The organism is Billgrantia kenyensis (assembly GCF_013697085.1).
GTDB lineage: Bacteria > Pseudomonadota > Gammaproteobacteria > Pseudomonadales > Halomonadaceae > Halomonas > Halomonas kenyensis.
Genome location: NZ_JACEFT010000016.1, coordinates 15,451 through 30,453, shown reverse-complemented (window position 1 = coordinate 30,453; position 15,003 = coordinate 15,451). Strand labels below are relative to the sequence as shown.

Annotated in this window: 17 protein-coding genes; 3 read left to right on the top strand and 14 right to left on the bottom strand. The window is 65.7% G+C overall.

All coding sequences use genetic code 11. The features are described 5' to 3' along the window. Window positions 1-8: 8 nt before the first annotated feature. The 3 genes from H1D44_RS12830 to H1D44_RS12820 form a co-directional block, all read right to left on the bottom strand. The gene (locus tag H1D44_RS12830; protein ID WP_422671667.1) at window positions 9-596 is read right to left on the bottom strand and encodes a TRAP transporter small permease; all 588 of its coding nucleotides are present in this window, start codon (window positions 594-596) and stop codon (window positions 9-11) included. A gap of 201 nt (window positions 597-797) precedes the next feature. Beyond that, window positions 798-1,814 (bottom strand): TRAP transporter substrate-binding protein, encoded by a 1,017-nt coding sequence (locus H1D44_RS12825; RefSeq protein WP_181515253.1) that lies wholly within the window; start codon window positions 1,812-1,814, stop codon window positions 798-800. A 100-nt stretch (window positions 1,815-1,914) separates the two neighbouring features. Next, the gene (locus H1D44_RS12820) at window positions 1,915-2,502 is read right to left on the bottom strand and encodes a TIGR02444 family protein (RefSeq protein WP_238984467.1); all 588 of its coding nucleotides are present in this window, start codon (window positions 2,500-2,502) and stop codon (window positions 1,915-1,917) included. Window positions 2,503-2,512: 10 nt separating this feature from the next. On the opposite strand from H1D44_RS12820, the gene H1D44_RS12815 reads away from it, so the two are divergent. Next, on the top strand, window positions 2,513-4,465 hold the full coding sequence (locus H1D44_RS12815) for an ATP-binding cassette domain-containing protein (protein WP_181515252.1): 1,953 nt from the start codon (window positions 2,513-2,515) through the stop codon (window positions 4,463-4,465). A 42-nt stretch (window positions 4,466-4,507) separates the two neighbouring features. Here H1D44_RS12815 and dtd read toward each other — a convergent pair whose 3' ends face one another. The 3 genes from dtd to thiD all read right to left on the bottom strand — a co-directional run bounded on the left by dtd (window position 4,508) and on the right by thiD (window position 6,783). Continuing rightward, window positions 4,508-4,945, bottom strand: coding sequence for a D-aminoacyl-tRNA deacylase (dtd, locus tag H1D44_RS12810; RefSeq protein ID WP_181515251.1), 438 nt, complete (start codon window positions 4,943-4,945; stop codon window positions 4,508-4,510). Window positions 4,946-5,045: 100 nt separating this feature from the next. Then, window positions 5,046-5,891 (bottom strand): universal stress protein, encoded by an 846-nt coding sequence (locus tag H1D44_RS12805; protein WP_181515250.1) that lies wholly within the window; start codon window positions 5,889-5,891, stop codon window positions 5,046-5,048. Window positions 5,892-5,970: 79 nt separating this feature from the next. Further along, window positions 5,971-6,783 (bottom strand): bifunctional hydroxymethylpyrimidine kinase/phosphomethylpyrimidine kinase, encoded by an 813-nt coding sequence (gene thiD / locus H1D44_RS12800; RefSeq protein WP_181515249.1) that lies wholly within the window; start codon window positions 6,781-6,783, stop codon window positions 5,971-5,973. Between the two features lie 42 nt (window positions 6,784-6,825). Between thiD and H1D44_RS12795 the strand changes: the two genes are divergently transcribed. Next, window positions 6,826-7,257: a YqaA family protein gene (locus H1D44_RS12795; RefSeq protein ID WP_181515248.1), complete on the top strand. Its 432-nt coding sequence runs from the start codon at window positions 6,826-6,828 to the stop codon at window positions 7,255-7,257. 55 nt (window positions 7,258-7,312) lie between these two features. Here the strand turns inward: H1D44_RS12795 and H1D44_RS12790 are convergent, their stop codons facing one another. The 5 genes from H1D44_RS12790 to H1D44_RS12770 form a co-directional block, all read right to left on the bottom strand. Continuing rightward, on the bottom strand, window positions 7,313-8,719 hold the full coding sequence (locus H1D44_RS12790; RefSeq protein WP_181515327.1) for a TRAP transporter large permease: 1,407 nt from the start codon (window positions 8,717-8,719) through the stop codon (window positions 7,313-7,315). Window positions 8,720-8,729: 10 nt separating this feature from the next. After that, window positions 8,730-9,278: a TRAP transporter small permease subunit gene (locus H1D44_RS12785; RefSeq protein ID WP_181515247.1), complete on the bottom strand. Its 549-nt coding sequence runs from the start codon at window positions 9,276-9,278 to the stop codon at window positions 8,730-8,732. Between the two features lie 120 nt (window positions 9,279-9,398). Further along, a complete protein-coding gene (locus H1D44_RS12780; RefSeq protein ID WP_181515326.1) occupies window positions 9,399-10,154 on the bottom strand; it encodes an endonuclease/exonuclease/phosphatase family protein in 756 nt (251 codons plus the stop codon). 83 nt (window positions 10,155-10,237) lie between these two features. Then, a complete protein-coding gene (locus H1D44_RS12775; protein WP_181515246.1) occupies window positions 10,238-10,888 on the bottom strand; it encodes a thiol:disulfide interchange protein DsbA/DsbL in 651 nt (216 codons plus the stop codon). A gap of 184 nt (window positions 10,889-11,072) precedes the next feature. Beyond that, window positions 11,073-11,693 carry a c-type cytochrome gene (locus H1D44_RS12770; protein WP_181515245.1) on the bottom strand — a complete coding sequence of 207 codons (621 nt, stop codon included), beginning with the start codon at window positions 11,691-11,693 and terminating at the stop codon, window positions 11,073-11,075. Between the two features lie 260 nt (window positions 11,694-11,953). On the opposite strand from H1D44_RS12770, the gene yihA reads away from it, so the two are divergent. Next, window positions 11,954-12,571: a ribosome biogenesis GTP-binding protein YihA/YsxC gene (gene yihA / locus H1D44_RS12765; protein ID WP_181515244.1), complete on the top strand. Its 618-nt coding sequence runs from the start codon at window positions 11,954-11,956 to the stop codon at window positions 12,569-12,571. Window positions 12,572-12,577: 6 nt separating this feature from the next. On the opposite strand, the gene H1D44_RS12760 is transcribed toward yihA, so the two are convergent. From H1D44_RS12760 to H1D44_RS12750, 3 genes are read right to left on the bottom strand one after another with little or no spacing between them, the layout of a single operon-like run. Further along, entirely contained in the window at window positions 12,578-13,336 is a 759-nt protein-coding gene (locus tag H1D44_RS12760; protein ID WP_181515243.1) for an HAD family hydrolase, read from the bottom strand. Window positions 13,337-13,340: 4 nt separating this feature from the next. Beyond that, the gene (locus H1D44_RS12755) at window positions 13,341-14,255 is read right to left on the bottom strand and encodes a tyrosine recombinase XerC (RefSeq protein WP_181515242.1); all 915 of its coding nucleotides are present in this window, start codon (window positions 14,253-14,255) and stop codon (window positions 13,341-13,343) included. Continuing rightward, window positions 14,248-14,985: a DUF484 family protein gene (locus H1D44_RS12750; RefSeq protein ID WP_181515241.1), complete on the bottom strand. Its 738-nt coding sequence runs from the start codon at window positions 14,983-14,985 to the stop codon at window positions 14,248-14,250. The genes H1D44_RS12755 and H1D44_RS12750 overlap by 8 nt, the downstream gene beginning before the upstream one ends. Between the last annotated feature and the right edge of the window lie 18 nt (window positions 14,986-15,003).

The window sequence follows — 15,003 nt, the reverse complement described above, 5'->3', positions numbered from 1 at the left end:
GCCCTTCGTCAGACTTCCGTCTCAGTATCCTTGTAGCCATCGACCACATGGGTCGACAGATAAACGTCGCGGGAGGTGAGATTCTTGAATGCGGTAAGCAGGTACTGGATACCGGTGATGGTGAACCCGATAGGCACCCAGAGATAGATGGTCCATACCGGAATACTCAGAGAGGGCAGTACCCGGCCACGGCCGTAGAGTGTCTGGATGTAGCCGATGGAGAAGTAGCAGAGTACGAACATCACCAGCGCCGTGAACAGGCAGATGAATATCATCAGTGCCCGTCGCCCACCGGTGGGAAGCACATCATAGAAGGCGGACATACGAATATGCCGGCCATGGCGAGCTGCATAGCCGATGCCGGCGAAAGTGATCATGATGATCAGAATGCGGTTGACCTCCTCGGCGAAGTGCAGGCTCTCGCCTAGGGCGAAGCGGCTGATCACGTTGGCCACGGTATTGATCGCCATCAGGATCACGCCCATGGCCAGAATCACGGCCTCGATGTTGCTGATCCAGGTATCGACGACGCCAAGGGGGCCGGGGAGCGTGGAACGGTAGTTCTTTTCGGCGACGTCTTCTTCACTCATGTCCATGTCGGCAGGCTCCGGGCTCCGCTGCGTATCGGGGACACGCAGAGTCGGGTTGCATTTGGTTACAGGTTACGTGCTTCTGGCATGTGTTGCTGATGGAGCTTCAACGTTGATTGGCCGTAGCCCGGTCGAGAGTCCGAAAGCACGAAGGGGTAGCCGGCCGGCTACCCCTTGATGCGTTCACGGTGAGCTGCCCGGAAGGGCTTACTCGCCGGATACGGCTTCCAGGTCGGCCTTGAACTGCTCGAGCAGCTCGCGACCGCGATCGCCGGTCATCTCGATGAAGCGCTCCTCGACCTGGGGTGCACGCTCCCGGAAGGCCTGGATCTCGTCTTCGTCGAGGCGAGTCACGGTAACCTCATCGGAAGATGCCTGGATCTTCTCGAGGGAGTCGTCGGCCAGCCCGGAGATATGCTCCATGGTATGGTCGTAGGCAGCCTGGGCTGCGTCACGGACCAGCTCCTGCTCTTCCTCCGAGAGGCCGTCGAAGAAGTCCTGGTTGGCCATCATCGCGGTGGTGAACCAGCCGTGGCCGGTGAAGACCAGATGCGGCGACACCTCATACAGGCCGCCGGACTCGATCCAGAAGATCGGATTTTCCTGGCCCTGGATGATGCCGGTCTGCAGGCCGCCATAGACTTCACCCCAGGGCAGCGGGGTCGGTGTGGCGCCGAAGGCACGATAGGTTTCGGAGAGCAGCGGGTTGGTCATGGTGCGGATATTCTTGCCACGCAGCTCTTCCGGCGTGCGGATCGGCTCGTCCACGGTGATGACCATCTCGCCTTCCGGATACATCTTGAGCAGCTCGAGACCCTGCTCGGCATAGAGTTCCGGGAACATCTCGTTGATGGCTTCGCTCTGCTCGAAGAACTCGAGAACGGTTTCCTCGTCGGTGGGCAGCAGATAGGGAATGAAGAAGATTTGTGCTTCGGGGATCAGCGCGCCGGTGAAACCGGGAGACTGGTTGACGAACTGCAGGATGCCGGCCTGGGTCTGCTCCATGATATCGTCGGATTCACCCAGCTCGCCAAAGCGGTAGATCTGAACGGTATTATCGGAGTTTTCCTCAATGTATTCCTTGAAGGCGACGGCAAAAACGTCCTGAACGTCACCCTCGAATTCCTCATGCGCATAGCGCCAGTTGGCGGAATGAGCGGCAGCCGACATGCCGAACAGCATTGCGCCGATACTGGCAGTGGTCAACAGCTTGGTTGCCTTCATTATTATCGTCTCCTTGCAGGTTTGCCCGTGAAATAATAAGTATCGACAGGCCTTGGTAGCGACATATAGCTACACATCTTTTTTCAGGCTAGCGTGCCGCCTACAGAGGGTCAAGCTGGCATTCAAGGGTTTGAAGCGCCAAAAGTTGCGCTTTTTTCTGTAATTTCCAGCGACTTGCAAGGGAATTTTCGAAATTGGAAGCGGCCCTGGTCAGGATTGTCGAAGGGTTGGTGTGCTCGGCGAGGTGCTGCAGCCGCAGCAATGTTTCCCTTTCCGCCGCAAGCTCGGCCTGCTGGATGACTCGGCGTACTTTTGCAGTGCCGGCATCATGCATGGACTGAGCCTTCAGCCGACGGCGGAGTGCTCGTAGCGGCACCGTCACCTCGTCCTGCCAGCGGCGAATCGCCGCCAGTTCAGCGGGCTCCCCGGCAGGCGCCAAGCCGTGGCGATGTAGCCAGCAGCGCCACAGCAGCTCGCACACGTCGACACCGGCCTCGTCCTGCAGCAGCAGGCAGGCAGCCTCCACGCCGGGGCGGCCATAGAAATCGAGGGCGAAGTCCCACAGCGGGTCGGCGGCCAGTCGACTCCGCAGGTCAGCTCGCGTTGCGGTAGAATCGTCGCTCATGTAACGGTCGTTGCCGGCCGGGCCTGCCTGAGGCGGCGCGGCGACGGCATCCTGTTCTGTCATTGGAGCCTGCATGATTGCACTGCGCCAGGTTGCCCTGCAACGCGGCACCCAGACCCTGCTCGAGAATGCTGAGTTGACTCTGCACGCCGGCCACAAGGCCGGTATCGTCGGTCCCAACGGCGCTGGCAAGTCCAGCCTGTTCGGCTTGCTGCTGGGCACGCTTGCCCCGGACCGCGGCGAGATCGAGATGAGCGGAGGGCAGCGCATCTCGCACATGGCCCAGGAAGTCGATGCGCTGGATCGCCCCATCGTCGACTACGTGCTCGACGGCGACCGTGAGCTGCGACAAACGGAGTCAGCGCTCGAGGAGGCGCGCCGCCAGGGCGATGCCAACCGCGAGGCCGAGCTGCATGGCCACATCGAAGCCTTGGACGGCTACAGCGCGCCGGCGCGGGCCGCTCAGCTGCTGATCGGGCTGGGCTTCGGCCAGGCCGACCTGGAGCGGCCGCTGTCGGCCTTCTCCGGCGGCTGGCGCATGCGCGCCAACCTGGCGCGCACCCTGTTCATGCCCTCCGACCTGCTGCTGCTCGACGAGCCCACCAACCACCTCGACCTCGACGCCCTGCTGTGGCTCGAGCAGTGGCTTGTGCGCTACCCCGGCACCCTGCTGCTGATCTCCCACGACCGCGACTTCCTCGATGCGGTGTGCGACCACATCGTCCACTTCGACCAGCGCCGGCTGGTGCTCTATCGCGGCAACTACTCCACCTTCGAGCGTACCCGCGCCGAGAAGCTGGCGCTGCAGCAGGCCGAAGCGGCCAAGCAGCAGGCCCGGCGCGAGGAGATCGAGCGCTTCGTGGCGCGCTTCAAGGCCAAGGCGAGCAAGGCGCGCCAGGCCCAGAGCCGGCTGAAGATGCTCGAGCGCATGGGCGACATCGCCGTGGCTCATGCCGACTCGCCGTTCCACTTCACCCTGCCCGCCGCCGACAAGACCTCGCACCCGCTGCTGGTGCTCGACCAGGCGCGGCTCGGCTATCGCGACGTCGCGGGTGTGGAGAAAGTCCAGCTCGACGAGGTCAAGCTGACCCTGCTGCCGGGGCAGCGCATCGGCCTGCTGGGCCCGAACGGGGCCGGCAAGTCGACCCTGATCAAGTCACTGACCGGCGAGCTGCCGCTGCTGGCGGGCAAGCGCATCCCGGGCGAGCATCTTGCTGTCGGCTACTTCGCCCAGCATCAGCTCGAAGGACTCGACCTGGCCGCCACGCCGTTCATGCACGTGCAGCGGCTTTCGCCCACGGCCAGCGACCAGTCGATCCGCACCTTCCTTGGCGGCTTCGGCTTCCAGGGCGACGACGCCTTCGGCGAGGTGGGGCGTTTCTCCGGCGGCGAGAAGGCGCGCCTGGCCCTGGCCCTGGTGGCCTGGCGCAAGCCCAACCTGCTGCTGCTTGATGAGCCCACCAACCACCTCGATCTGGAGATGCGCGAGGCGCTCACCGAGGCGCTGGCCGCCTTCGAGGGCACGGTGATCCTCGTCTCCCACGACCGCCACCTGCTGCGTGCCACCGTCGACGAGTTCTGGCGCGTGGCCGACCATCGCGTCGAGCCCTTCGACGGCGATCTGGAGGACTACCGCGCCTGGCTCAAGGCGCGGCTGGAGGGGGAGCGGCGCGAGGCGCGGGCCGACAAGGCCGAGCGTCAGGCGGAGAGTGCCGCGCCCAGGGAGGACCGCAAGGCGAGCCGCCGCGCCGCCGCCGAGCTACGCGAGAAATTGAGGCCGCTGAAGAAGGTGCGCGACCGCGCCGAGCAGGCGCTGGAGAAGGCCCAGGCGGAGCTCGCCGCGGTGGAGGAGGCGCTGGGCGAGGCCGAACTCTACACCGATCCGGCGCGTAAGGCCGAGCTCACCGAGCGTCTGGCCCACCAGGGCGAGCTCAAGTCGCGCCTCGACGAGCTCGAGGCCGAGTGGCTGGCCGCCGAGGAGGCGCTGGAGATGATGGAAGCGGAGCTGCTCGAAAGTGGGGCTTGAAACATAGCCAGTTGCGGTGAGCGGCGCCGGGGACAGCCCCCCTCAACTCTCCAGCAGAAACGTCACCGGCCCGTCATTGATCAGCTCGACCTGCATGTTGGCGGCGAACTCCCCGCTCTCGACCCGGGGCCAGGTCGCCCGGGCGCGGTCGAGCAGGTAGTGGAACAGTCGCTCACCGTCGGCCGGCGGCGCGGCGCTGGAGAAGCTCGGGCGCAGCCCCTTGCGGGTATCGGCGGCCAGGGTGAACTGCGAGACCAGCAGCAGCCCGCCGTCGACCTGCTGCAGGTCGAGGTTCATCTTGCCCGCCTCGTCGCTGAACACCCGATAGCGCAGCAGCTTGTGCAGCAGCCGCTCGGCGGCGGCCTCGTCGTCACTCTTCTCTACCCCCACCAGGGCCAGCAGGCCGTGGTCGATGGCGCCCACCGTGCGGTCTTCCACCGTCACGCTGGCGCGTCGCACGCGCTGTATCAGGGCCTTCATGCGGCGAGCTTCCCCTTACTGACCTATGAGCCTGCCGAAAGGGTATCACGCCCGGCATAGGGTGTTTACAGGCCTGGTGGCGTAGCTCGTAGGCAGCCTCTCACCAGGCGCGGCAGAGCATGATGTCACAGTGCGGCTCGGCCAGCAGCGCCTCGGTGATCGGGCTCTGACGCCCCAGCTGCCCGCGGCTGCTGAGTGCCAGCAGATCGGGGGGCTGGCGCCGCAGTCGCGTGACCAGCACCTCCAGCGGGTCGCCCGGCTCCAGCACCAGCTCCACCTCCGGCACGCTGTCCAGCTCACTCATCAACTGGTCGGTCTCGCGCTCTAGCTGGCAGCGCAGTCGCTCTACCTCGCGGTCGCGCCAGCGAGCGAAGTCGCTGTCGGAACCCAGCTCCCGCTCGCCGGGCACGTCCCAGGCGTGCAGCAGGGTCAGGTGGGCCTCGGGGAAGCGCTTGAGCACTTCGCGCAGGGTGTTGCGGCTGGCCAGCGAGAAGTCCACCGGCACCAGGATCTCCTGCCAGTCGCGGCTGGCAGGCTGAGTGACCGACAGCACCGGGCAGGGGGCGCTGCGCAGTACGCGGGCCAGGGTGGTGCCGGCCACCAGGTCGGGCTGGCCGCGCTTGCGGTGGGATCCCAGCACGATCATGTCCACCTCACGGTCGTGGGCTTCGCGGATGATCTCGGCATAGGCGGCGCCGGCCACCGTCTGCAGCAGTACCTTGGGCTCGGGCAGGGCGTAGTCCTCACGTACGTCGGTAAGGATGGCCTGCATGTCATCGACCACCGCCGTTTCCAGGTCGTGCAGCACACGCCGGGGCAGATGAGGGTCGAGGACATGGATGACATCCAGGCGCGCGCCGCTTTCGTTGGCCAGGCGGATGGCCCGGGCGAAGGCGGCGCGATTCTCGGCCGAAAGGTCGCAGGCAAACAGCAGGGTCTGGGTCATGGCGTCTCTCCGATGCGATGAGCCTGGCAAGGCAGACTTCAGCATGGGCGCCACTCGGCGAGGCTGCAAGGCCGTTTCGTTACCACCACTGGTGGAAGTGGTGAACCGGCCCATGACCTTGACCGACATCAATACGATGGCTTTCGGTGAGCGCTGCTTCCAGCCACTGCTTGGCCGCTGCCACGGCCTGGGGCAGCGTGTCGCCGAGCGCCAGCCTGGTGGTAATGGCCGAGGAGAGCGAGCAGCCGGTGCCATGCAGGTTGGAGGTGGCGATACGTGTCCCTTCGAGCCATGACGAGCGTTCGCCTTCGATCAGCAGGTCGGGGCAGGTCTCGTCGCGCAGGTGCCCGCCCTTGAGCAGCACCGCCCCGGCTCCCAGTGCCGACAGGTCAGGGGCCATGGCCAGCATCTCGCTGCGGCTACTCGGTGACGGGCTTCGCAGCAGGACCGCGGCCTCGGGCAGGTTGGGCGTGATCAGGTCGGCCAGGGGCACCAGTACCTCGCGCACGGCGGCAATGCCGGCGTCGTCGACCAGGATGTCGCCGCTTTTGGCCACCATCACCGGATCGAGCACGATCCAACGCGGCCGCCTTGTCTCGAGTACGTCGCGGATGGTCTCGGCGACCTCGCGGCTGGCCACCATGCCGATCTTGACCGCATCGATCTCGACATCGTCGAGCAGGGTCTCGAGCTGCAGGCGAATGAACTCCACTGGTACTGGGTGAACGCCCCGCACCCCGCGAGTGTTCTGAGCGGTCAAGGCGGTAATGACGCTGGTACCATAAGCGCCCAGCGCCGAGAAGGTCTTTAGGTCGGCCTGGATACCGGCACCTCCGCTGGGATCGGAGCCGGCAATGGTGAGCGTATTGGGAACAGGGCGGTGGGCCGTCATGGCGTCCTCTCGCAAACAGAATGGCGGTGTGTAGGAGGCTGGATGCTGAGTCTTTTCGTGGTGGCGTTCGTCAGCGCCACCCTGTTGCCGGGTGGCTCCGAGGTGTGGCTGGCGCGCCAGTGGTGCCTGGGCCAGCCGGTGCTGGCGCTGTGGTTGGTTGCCACCTCTGGCAACACCCTGGGGAGTCTGGTCAATGTGTGGATGGGCCGCTACGCGCGGCGCTTCCAGGATCGCCGCTGGTTTCCCGCCTCGCCCCAGGGGTTGGCCCGGGCCGAGCGCTGGTATCACCGTTTCGGTGAGTGGAGCCTGCTGCTTTCCTGGGCGCCGGTGATCGGCGACCCGCTCACCGTGCTGGCGGGCGTCTTTCGCCTGCCCTGGTGGCGGGCCATCCTGCTGATTACCGTGGCCAAGGGGACTCGCTATGCCGTGGTGCTGTATCTGGCTCAGGCGTGGCTGGCCCCGCTCTGTCAGTAACTAGGCTGTGCCTGATAACTGGCTGCGCTTGCCGGCTTTTCAGACAAAGCCAGGCTTACCTCAGTACCGAAGGCAGCCAGGTGGCCAGCCCCGGGAACAGCGCCAGCGCCCCCAGCATGCCGAGCTGTATCAGGATGAACGGCACCACACCGCGGTAGATGGCCGAGGTGGGCACCGACTCCGGCGTCACCCCGCGCAGGTAGAACAGCGCGAAGCCGAACGGCGGCGTCAAGAACGAGGTTTGCAGGTTCACCGCGATCATGATCCCCAGCCAGATGGGGTCGAGGCCCATCATCAGCAGCACCGGGCCGACGATCGGTACCACCACGAAGGTGATCTCGATGAAGTCGAGAATGAAACCGAGCAGGAAGATCACCAGCATCACCACCAGGGTGGCACCGACAACGCCGCCGGGCAGCGCCTCGAACATCTCCTTGACCAGCTCCTCGCCGCCGTAGGCGCGGAACACCAGCGAGAACAGCGCCGCCCCGATCAGGATCAGGAATACCATGCTGGTGACCTTGGTGGTGGTGAAGACCACCTCCCTCAGCATGGGTAGGTTGAGTCGGCGGTTGGCCAATGCCAGCAGGAAGGCGCCGGTGGCGCCCACCGCCGAGGCCTCGGTGGGGGTGGCGAAGCCGCCGAGGATCGAGCCCAGCACGGCGACGATCAGCAGCACCGGGGGGATCAGCCCCTTGATCAGCAGCGGCAGAATGCTCCCCGAGTGGCCAAGCTCCTGCTTCAGTACGTCCCGGTCTGCGGCCGGAGCGCTTTCCGGCTTCAGCCACGCGACGGCCATCATGTAGACGATGTAGGCCACCACCAGCAGCAGGCCGGGAATCAGGGCGCCGACGAACAGGTCGCCCACCGAGACGGTCTTGGGGCTCCACACGCCCATGGCCAGCTGAGCGCGCTGATAGGCGTTGGAGAGCACGTCGCCCAGCAGTACCAGGGCGATGGAGGGCGGAATGATCTGGCCCAGGGTGCCGGTGGCGCAGATGCTGCCGGTCGCGAGCGCCGGCGAATAGCCGCGCTTGAGCATGGTCGGCAGCGAGAGCAGGCCCATGGTAACCACGGTGGCGCCGACGATGCCGGTGGAGGCGGCCAGCAGCATGCCCACCAGGATCACCGAGATGCCCAGGCCGCCGCGCAGGGTGCCGAACAGCAAGGCCATGGCGTCGAGCAGGGTCTCCGCGACCCGCGACTTCTCCAGCAGCACCCCCATCAGCACGAACAGCGGCACGGCCAGCAGTGTCTGGTTGGTCATGATGCCGTAGAGGCGGTTGGGCATGGCCCCCATCATGCGCGCCTCGAAGGGGACCGGTACGCCCATCTGCAGCAGCAAATGGCCAAGGCCGGCAAACATCAGCGCCGTACCGGCCAGGGCCAGGGCAACCGGGTAGCCCAGCATCAGCACCGCGCAGACGGTGAAAAACAGGAACAGTGGCATGTACTCGAGCAGGGCTTCCACGTCACACCACCTCGTCGTGTTCGATAGTATTGCCCGGCGCCTTGCCACGCAGGATCAGCACCTGGCGAATCAACTGCGCCACGCCCTGCAGCAGCAGCAGTGCCATCATCACCAGGATCAGTGACTTGAGGAGGAAGACGCCGGGTATCCCGCCGTCGGGAGAGCGCTCGAGAATGGCCCAGCTGCTGCGTACATAGCCGAAGCTCGACCAGGCAATGAAGATCACCACCGGGATCAGCAGGAACAGCGTGCCGAACAGGTCGATCCAGGCACGGCCGCGGACGGAAAGCTTGCGGTAGAAGATGTCGACTCGCACATGGCCATCATGGCGCAGGGTCCAGGCGGCTCCCAGCATGAACACCATGGCGTGCATGTACATCACCGACTCCTGCATCACCACGCTGTGGATGCTGAAGACATAGCGCATCACCACGATGGCGAACTGTACCAGCATCATGATGATCACAAGCCAGGCGATGGAGCGGCCCACGACCTCGGTAAAGCCGTCGAGCCATGCGAGCAGGACCGGGTCGCGGTTCGCGGTTTGCATGGTTGGGAGTCTCGTGTCGAAGCGATTCAGGGGTCGCATCATCGCCGATTCCGCGGCGGGCGTCACCCTCGCGCCTCAACGGCAGGTTTTCACGCAGCCTGCTTCCCGCATGCGTAGGGCCTAGTAGCTTTGTTGCTTGTGCAGCGCCTCGAGCACGGCCTGGCAGGACGGCGGTAGCGCGACATCGACGGCAATCGGCAGGTGGTCGGAGAAAAGATGATCGAGCACGCGCACGTCCTGGGCCTCAAGGGAGTTGGAAAGCAGGATATGATCCAGCGCGCGGCGGGGCTGCCAGGACGGGTAGCTGAGCAGCGGCCGCACGGGGTGAAGCGGAAGGGAGGCGCAGAAGCGTGAGTGTGAATGCAACTGGTCCGGCGTGCAGTTGAGATCGCCCATCACTACCACGTGGCGCAGCGGCTGGATGATTTCGCTCAGGTAGTCGAGCTGTCGTACCCGGCCGCGATGACTCAATGCCAGGTGGGCGACGAACAGATGCAGGGCGTCCGGACCGTCGCCATAGCGGGCGTGGATGGCCCCGCGGCCAGGCAGCGTGCCGGGCAGGCGATGCTCTTCGATCAGGGTCGGAGTGAGGCGCGACAACAGGCCGTTGCTGTGCTGGGCAAAGCGGCCAAGGTTGCGATTGAGCTGCTGGTAGTGATGGGGGAAGCCACCGCGCGTCGCCAGGTACTCTACCTGGTTGACATGGCTTGAGCGAAAGCTGCCCCCATCGACCTCCTGCAGCCCGACGATATCGAAATGGCTCAGCACGTTGCTGACCATGTCCAGCCGGCGAACCCGGTGAGGGTGCGGCAGCAGGTGCTGCCAGCTGCGGGTCAGGTAGTGATGATAGGCCGACGTCTGTATGCCCACCTGCATGTTGAAGGTGAGCAGCTTGAGGTGCCCACCTCCCAGGGTCGGGGTCTTGGCATCTGCCAAGTGCGAGTACTCGGCAGGCACGATCAGTCTTCGCGCTCCTGGCGGACACGCTCGATCAGGGCGTCGGCGATCTGCGGCATGTTTTCCAGGCTGCCGGCGCTGCTGGGCGTTACCACGTAGCGTCCATCGACGACCAGAGCCGGTACGCCCATCAGGCGCATGGCGCGCATACGTGCGTGGGCCTGGTTGACCTGGGACTTGACGCTGAAGGCATCCAGTGCCTGACGGGCATCTTCTTCACTGACACCGTATTGGCTCAGGAAGCTCGCGATGCTGTCGGCGTCGTTGAGGTTGCGACCCTCCTCATGAATGGCGTTGAAGATGTCGTCATGGACCTCTTCGCGGATGCCCAGCTCCTCGGCGGCATAGAAAACCAGGGCATGGGTATTCCAGTCGCCGCCCATGGTGGCGGGCAGGTGGATCACGCTGACGTCCTCGCCAAGGGTTTCATACCACGCCTTCACGCTGTCCTGAAGGTTGTAGCAGTGCGGGCAGCCATACCAGAACGCCTCGGTGACCTCGATCTGCCCCTCGTCGACGCGGGTCTCGACAGGTTCCGGCAAGCGTTCGTAGTGCTGGCCTTCGACCAAGTTGGAGGCAGAGGCGAGCGTCGCCAGGCCAAGGCCGGCAACCGCAATCATGGCTGACTGAATAAGGCGAAAAGGCTTGAACATGAATCTGGGCTCCTTGAGAGGCCGCCGCAAGAGGGGACGGCAACATCAGCATAGCGATTGTACCGCTCACTTTGAGCGTTGGCAGCGTCCGCGGTTCCCCGGGTCGCATGCCACATAAGGAAAAGGCGGCATGAAGGCCGCCTCTCCTTGCCGGCAGCAGCCGGCACCGTGCTTCTGCTACGACTCAGTGCAGGCCGTAAATGTAGTTGGCGACGGCCTGCATGTCGGCATCGCTCATCTTGGCGGCGATGTCGGCCATCATGTTGCTCGGGTCGTTGGCCCGTTCGCCGGAAGCGAAGTCCTGCAGGGTGGAGACGGTGTAATCCGGGAACTGACCGGAAAGCCCCGGATAGACGGCGCTGTTGATGCCGACTCCGGTGGGGCCGTGACAGGCGGCACAGGCGGGAATGCCCTTGGCCATGTCACCCGCGCGGTAGAGTTCCTGGCCGCGCATCAGCGCTTCCTCGTCGGCATCGGCCTGGCCGATGTTGGCGTCCTGCTGGGCATAGAAGGCGGCCACGTCCCAGGCATCCTGGTCGGAGAAGTCGTCGACCTGGCCGACCATCTCCGGCACCACGCGATTGCCATCACGGATGTCGATGATCTGCTTGGCCGTGTAGCTCATCTGCTGTCCGGCGAGGTGCGGGAAGGAGGAGGAGGGGCTGATGCCGGACTCACCGTGACAGGCGGCACAGGGCTGTGCCAGCTCACGTCCGGCGGCAGGGTCGGCGTCTGCTTCCAGGTCGGCGTGGGCGGCGCCAACAGCGCCGATGGTAAATGCCAGGCTTGCCAGTAACTTTCTCATCGCTGTTTCACTATGCCGTTGTAGGGTTATACCGGTACGCATCCTGGGAGCTGCCAAAGCCTTATTCTCTCAGGCCGGCTTCGCTCTGCCATTCGAGCGCCGCTTGCGTCGGTCGCTGTGGGCAAGAGCACGGTGGTACACTAGCGCGCCCAGGTCGCAGACAAAAGACACTGCATTATAACGAAACAAGCCGGCATCGGGAATGCAGGTCAAGAACCCGGCGCTGTACCTGATGCTCAACCCCGCAGGAAGTCGAGGTCATGTCCCGTTTGAACTACCAGAGCGCGCGCTTTCTGATCAGCGCACCCACGCTTGCCAAGTGTCCGGCCGATGACGGTGCCGAGGTCGCCTTTGCCGGCCGCTCCAACGCCGGCAAGTCGAGTGCGATCAATACCTTGACCCGGCAGAAGGCGCTGGCGCGCACCTCGCGCACGCCGGGCCGTACCCAACTGATCAACTTCTTCTCGCTGGGCGACGACACCAGCCGCCGGCTGGTCGACCTGCCCGGCTACGGCTACGCCAAGGTGCCGGAGGCGGTCAAGCGCGAGTGGCAGCGCCACCTGGCCGAGTACCTGCAGGGGCGCCATTCGCTGCGCGGCCTGGTCCTGGTGATGGACGTGCGTCATCCGCTGACCGAGTTCGACCAGACCCTGCTGGGCTGGGCCGACGACCAGGACATGCCGGTGCACATCCTGCTGACCAAGGCCGACAAGCTGAAGTCCGGCGCGGCCAAGAGCGCCCTGCAGCAGGTGCGTAGCCGTCTGCGCGAGTGGGAGGACCTGGTGACGGTGCAGCTGTTTTCCTCACTCAAGCGCGAGGGCATCGACGAGGCAAGTGCCCGGCTGGATGGGTGGCTGGGTGACTCCCACGAGCCTTGATGGCTCTCACTGCGGTACTTTCTGCCCCAGCCGGCGCAACAGTGCGGGCAGTTCGCGCACATGGTCCAGGCGGTAGATATGTGGCGGCATGGGAGAGGTATCCACATGGGGCGAGATCCACGCCACCTGCATGCCCAGTCGCCGGGCCGGCTCGACGTCCTCGCGCCAGGAGTCGCCCACGTGCAGGGCACGGCCTGGTGGAATACCCAGGTGGGCCAGTGCGGCGAGAAAGGGTCGCGGGTCTGGCTTGGGGGCGAGCATCTCGCCGGCGGCGATGGCCACCGGGAAGTGGCGGCCCAAGGGTAGCCGCTGCACCTCCACGTTGCCGTTGGTGATGCTGGCCAGCCGGTAGTTCCGACTCAACCCGGCCAGCAGCGGCTCCACCTCGGGGTGCGGCTCGACCCGATGACGCAGCTCCATGAAGCGTTCCATGGCAGCACTGGCCCATAGCCTGGCCGAGGCGGGATCCAGCCCATATTCCCCCAGCATTTCGCGCAGTGCACGCTCGCGCAGCCAGGTGAAGTCACCGCGGCGCAGCGGGTGAGCGCGTGCCAGGGCGCGGCGGCGCTGCTCGAAGGCTTCCAGCGGGAAGCGTTCGCCAAAGCTCGGCGAGGCGGGCTGCCCGCGTGCGTTGAGCCAGCCGGTGAGCTCTCGGTCCAGCCATCCGTAGTGACCGGTTTCAGTGGCGACCATCACGCCATGGTTGTCCCACAGGGTGTCGTCGAGGTCGAAGGTGATGGCCTGGAGAGGCGCGGTTCGAAGCATGGTTTCAGGTGCCCGGAGAGTCGTCGCGGCGCCGCCGCGCGCGCGGGTGCGCGGCATCGTAGCTCGCCGCCAGGTGCTGCCAGTCGAGCTTGGTGTAGACCTGGGTGGTGGAGAGGTTGGCATGCCCCAGCAGCTCCTGCACGGCGCGCAGATCCTGGCTCGACTCCAGCAGGTGGCTGGCGAAGGAGTGTCGCAGGCGGTGGGGGTGCAGGTGTTCGGGCAACCCGCGCCGGCGAGCCACCTCGCTGAGCCGCTTCTGAATCGCCCGATGGCCAAGCCGGCTGCCGCCGCGGCCGACGAACAGCGCGGTTTCGCCATCAACGGCCAGGGTGCCACGCACGGCCAGCCACGCCTCCAGGGCGCGCCGTGCGCTGCGACCTACCGGTACCTGGCGCGGCTTGCTGCCCTTGCCCATGACCCGCACGCGGCGACTCTCCAGGTCGCCCAGATCGAGGTTGGCAAGCTCCGCCAGGCGTAGGCCGCTGGAGTAGAACAGCTCCAGCATCGCCTGGTCGCGCAGCGCCAGAGGAGAACCGTCATGAGGCGTGTCCAGCAAGCGCGTAAGCTGGTCCACATCCAGTGGCTTGGGCAAGTGAGCGCCTTGCCGTGGCGTCGGCACCAGCTCGGCGGGGTTGTGCGCCAGCGTACCCGACTGCACCAGGAAGGCGCCGAAGTGGGATATGGCTGCCCGGCGCCGTGCCAGGCTGCGTGGCGCCAGGCCACGGCTGCGTTCGGCGCCGAGGAATCGACGTAGCAGGCCGATATCCAGTTCGGCGGCGTCGAGAATGCCACGGGCCTCGAGAAATTCCGCCAGCGCCTCGAGGTCCCGGCGGTAGGCGCTCAGCGTGGCCGGGCTGGCGGTCCGGGCCAGCGCCTCGAGGCAGGTGTCCAGCTGCTGGCGCAGGGGGCCATCAGCCATGCTGGGGGGGGCTGCCATGGGTGGCTGGGGCATGGCGCAGCAGCAGCCTTGCAAGCACATCACTCACGTACTCGGTGAACAGGGTGTCCATGCTGGCGCGGAAATGGTCCGGGTCGGGGCTGGCCAGTACCAGGTAGCCCATCGGCTCGCCCAGGGTCAGTCGGGCCAGGGCGCAGGAGCCGGCTTGCCGCGGTGGCTGTGCATGGGGCAGCAGCCGCCCCCAGTCGGTGGGTGTGAGACGGGTGCAGCGGCTGGTGCGGCCATCCAGCAGTGCGCCCAGGCGCACGCCGGTGTGTTCGTCGAGCACATGGCGCGGTGGCTGGGGCGGCAGCGGCTCGTGGTCGGTGAGCTGGGCCGGGCACCACAGCGCCACGGCGGGAATCTGGAATCGCTCGGCCATCTGGGTGGCCAGCGCCTGGCCCAGGGCGTCGGCATCCTCGGCCTCCATCAGCGCCAGCACCAGTTCGCGGGTACGGCGATATTGCACCTCGTTATGTCGCGCCGACTCCAGCAGCTGCTCCAGCCTCCACTCGGCCTGTTCCGCCCGTCGACGCAGATCATGCACCAGTCGCTCGAGGAGCGAGGTGGTGCCATGGGCCTCCGGGTGAGGCACCTTGAGCTGCTGCAGCAGCCCTTCCCGGCCGACAAAGAAGTCCGGGTGCCGGGCAAGCCACTCTGCGACTCGATCAGGATCCAGGGTCTTGCGCGGTTCGGGGGCGGCTCGGGTCATGCATGGCTCCTTGGGTTC

Bases quoted from the DNA above. Each gene is read 5' to 3' on its own strand.
- H1D44_RS12785 (WP_181515247.1), bottom strand. From the start codon at position 9,278: ATGCAAACCGCGAACCGCGACCCGGTCCTGCTCGCATGGCTCGACGGC.
- H1D44_RS12820 (WP_238984467.1), bottom strand. From the start codon at position 2,502: ATGACAGAACAGGATGCCGTCGCCGCGCCGCCTCAGGCAGGCCCGGCC.
- H1D44_RS12815 (WP_181515252.1), top strand. From the start codon at position 2,513: ATGATTGCACTGCGCCAGGTTGCCCTGCAACGCGGCACCCAGACCCTG.
- H1D44_RS12775 (WP_181515246.1), bottom strand. From the start codon at position 10,888: ATGTTCAAGCCTTTTCGCCTTATTCAGTCAGCCATGATTGCGGTTGCC.
- H1D44_RS12760 (WP_181515243.1), bottom strand. From the start codon at position 13,336: ATGCTTCGAACCGCGCCTCTCCAGGCCATCACCTTCGACCTCGACGAC.
- H1D44_RS12795 (WP_181515248.1), top strand. From the start codon at position 6,826: ATGCTGAGTCTTTTCGTGGTGGCGTTCGTCAGCGCCACCCTGTTGCCG.
- dtd (WP_181515251.1), bottom strand. From the start codon at position 4,945: ATGAAGGCCCTGATACAGCGCGTGCGACGCGCCAGCGTGACGGTGGAA.
- H1D44_RS12755 (WP_181515242.1), bottom strand. From the start codon at position 14,255: ATGGCTGATGGCCCCCTGCGCCAGCAGCTGGACACCTGCCTCGAGGCG.
- H1D44_RS12780 (WP_181515326.1), bottom strand. From the start codon at position 10,154: ATGCAGGTGGGCATACAGACGTCGGCCTATCATCACTACCTGACCCGC.
- H1D44_RS12805 (WP_181515250.1), bottom strand. From the start codon at position 5,891: ATGACCCAGACCCTGCTGTTTGCCTGCGACCTTTCGGCCGAGAATCGC.
- H1D44_RS12750 (WP_181515241.1), bottom strand. From the start codon at position 14,985: ATGACCCGAGCCGCCCCCGAACCGCGCAAGACCCTGGATCCTGATCGA.
- H1D44_RS12830 (WP_422671667.1), bottom strand. From the start codon at position 596: ATGGACATGAGTGAAGAAGACGTCGCCGAAAAGAACTACCGTTCCACG.
- yihA (WP_181515244.1), top strand. From the start codon at position 11,954: ATGTCCCGTTTGAACTACCAGAGCGCGCGCTTTCTGATCAGCGCACCC.
- thiD (WP_181515249.1), bottom strand. From the start codon at position 6,783: ATGACGGCCCACCGCCCTGTTCCCAATACGCTCACCATTGCCGGCTCC.
- H1D44_RS12770 (WP_181515245.1), bottom strand. From the start codon at position 11,693: ATGAGAAAGTTACTGGCAAGCCTGGCATTTACCATCGGCGCTGTTGGC.
- H1D44_RS12825 (WP_181515253.1), bottom strand. From the start codon at position 1,814: ATGAAGGCAACCAAGCTGTTGACCACTGCCAGTATCGGCGCAATGCTG.